The sequence below is a fragment of the Pseudomonas sp. RL_5y_Pfl2_73 genome, from assembly GCF_963970515.1.
In the GTDB taxonomy this organism is placed as follows: Bacteria; Pseudomonadota; Gammaproteobacteria; order Pseudomonadales; family Pseudomonadaceae; genus Aquipseudomonas.
The window spans coordinates 1-2,215 of the sequence record NZ_CAXAPD010000092.1; the positions used below are offsets into that span (position 1 = coordinate 1).

The following is a 2,215-nucleotide window of genomic DNA, read 5'->3' on the forward strand; positions in this document are numbered from 1 at the left end:
CTACCTCAACTCAACAGCACTTGGGCCCACCCTTGCCACCGTAACGAGCCTCCTGGCGTTCGCGAAAGAACGCCTCGTAGTCCATCAGCGGTTTGTCCGGGTGCTTGGTTTGCATGTGCTCGACGTAGTTGTCGTAGTCGGGCATGCCGACCATCAGGCGGGCGGCCTGACCGAGGTATTTGCCGAGGCGACTCAAGTCATTGAACATCGTTGCAACCCCCTATCAAGCGTCCGGCAGAGCCTGGAATGGCGCTTCTTTATCCGTGCGTTCCTTGGTGCCCCAGGCGGCGATGCCGACCTTGAGCGCGTAGAACAGGATGCTGAAGACCACGAACAGGAACAATGCCGTCAGCGTCGCGTTGGTGTAGGCGTTGAACACCACGTGCTGCATCTGCTCGATGCTCTTGGCCGGGGCCAGGACCTGGCCGGCGGCCAGGGCATCGTTGTATTTGCGCGCCAGGGCCAAAAAGCCGATCGCCGGGTTGGCGTCGAACAGCTTGATCAGGCCCGCGGTGGTGGTGCAGATCAGCAGCCAGGCCGCCGGCAGCAGCGTGACCCAGACGTAGCGCTGGCGCTTCATCTTGATCAGTACCACGGTGGCGAGCATCAGGGCGATACCGGCCAACATCTGGTTGGAAATGCCGAACAGCGGCCACAAGGTGTTGATGCCGCCCAGCGGATCGATCACGCCCTGGTACAGCAGGTAGCCCCACAGCGCCACGCAACCGGCGGTGGCGATCAGGTTGGCCGGCCAGGATTCAGTGCGCTTGAGCGAAGGCACGAACGAGCCGAGCAAGTCCTGCAGCATGAACCGCCCGGCACGGGTGCCGGCGTCCACGGCGGTGAGAATGAACAGCGCTTCGAACAGGATCGCGAAGTGGTACCAGAACGCCATGGTGTTCTCACCCGGCAGCACCGAGTGCAGGATCTGCGCGATCCCGACCGCCAAGGTCGGCGCACCGCCGGCACGGGCCAGCACGGTGGTCTCGCCGATGTCCTTGGCCACCGCTTGCAGCGCCTCGGGGGTGATTGCAAAACCCCAACTGCTGACGGTCTGGGCCACGGCCACCACGTCACCGCCGACGATCGCCGCCGGACTGTTCATGGCGAAATACACGCCCGGCTCGATGACCGAAGCGGCCACCATGGCCATGATCGCCACGAAGGACTCCATCAGCATGCCGCCGTAACCGATGTAGCGGGCGTTGGTTTCGTTATCCAGCAGCTTGGGCGTGGTGCCCGAGGAGATCAGCGCGTGGAAGCCCGAGACCGCGCCGCAGGCGATGGTGATGAACAGGAACGGGAACAGCCCGCCCTTCCACACCGGCCCCGTGCCGTCGGTGAACTGGGTCAGCGCCGGCATTTTCAGCTCGGGCATGGTGACCAGGATGCCGATCGCCAGGGCGACGATGGTGCCGATCTTGAGGAAGGTCGACAGGTAGTCCCGCGGCGCCAGGATCAGCCACACCGGCAGCACCGCCGCGACAAAACCGTAGCCGATCAGCATCCAGGTGATCTGGATCCCGGTAAAGGAAAAGGCCTTGGCCCAGACCGGATCGGCAGCGATCTGCCCGCCCAGCCAGATCGAGCCCAGCAGCAACAGCACGCCAATGACCGAGATTTCACCGATGCGGCCCGGGCGGATGTAGCGCATGTAGATGCCCATGAACATCGCGATCGGAATGGTCGCCATCACCGTGAAAATGCCCCACGGGCTCTCGGCCAGGGCTTTGACCACGATCAGCGCCAGCACCGCGAGGATGATGATCATGATCAGGAAGCAGCCAAACAGCGCGATGGTGCCGGGGATGCGGCCCATTTCCTCGCGCACCATGTCGCCCAGGGAGCGACCGTTGCGGCGGGTGGACAGGAACAGGACCATGAAGTCCTGCACCGCACCGGCCAGCACCACGCCGGCGATCAACCAGAGCGTACCAGGCAGGTAGCCCATCTGCGCCGCCAGTACCGGCCCGACCAGCGGCCCGGCACCGGCAATGGCCGCGAAGTGGTGGCCGAAAAGGATGTGTTTGTTGGTCGGGACGTAGTCCAGGCCATCGTTGTTGAGCACGGCAGGGGTGGCCCGGCGCGCATCGAGTTGCATCACGTTATTGGCGATGAAGAGGCTGTAGTAGCGGTAGGCGACCAGGTAGATGGCCACGGCCGCGACGACGATCCAGAGGGCGTTGATGGGTTCGCCGCGGCGCAAGGCCACGAC

General features: G+C 64.1%; 2 protein-coding genes. Both read right to left on the bottom strand.

The window, feature by feature from the left end; genetic code table 11:
- Window positions 1-10: 10 nt before the first annotated feature.
- Entirely contained in the window at window positions 11-208 is a 198-nt protein-coding gene (locus AACY42_RS28275) for a YbdD/YjiX family protein (RefSeq protein WP_003201656.1), read from the bottom strand.
- A gap of 15 nt (window positions 209-223) precedes the next feature.
- On the bottom strand, window positions 224-2,215 hold a 1,992-nt coding region (locus AACY42_RS28280), incomplete at its 5' end, for a carbon starvation CstA family protein (RefSeq protein WP_339483794.1).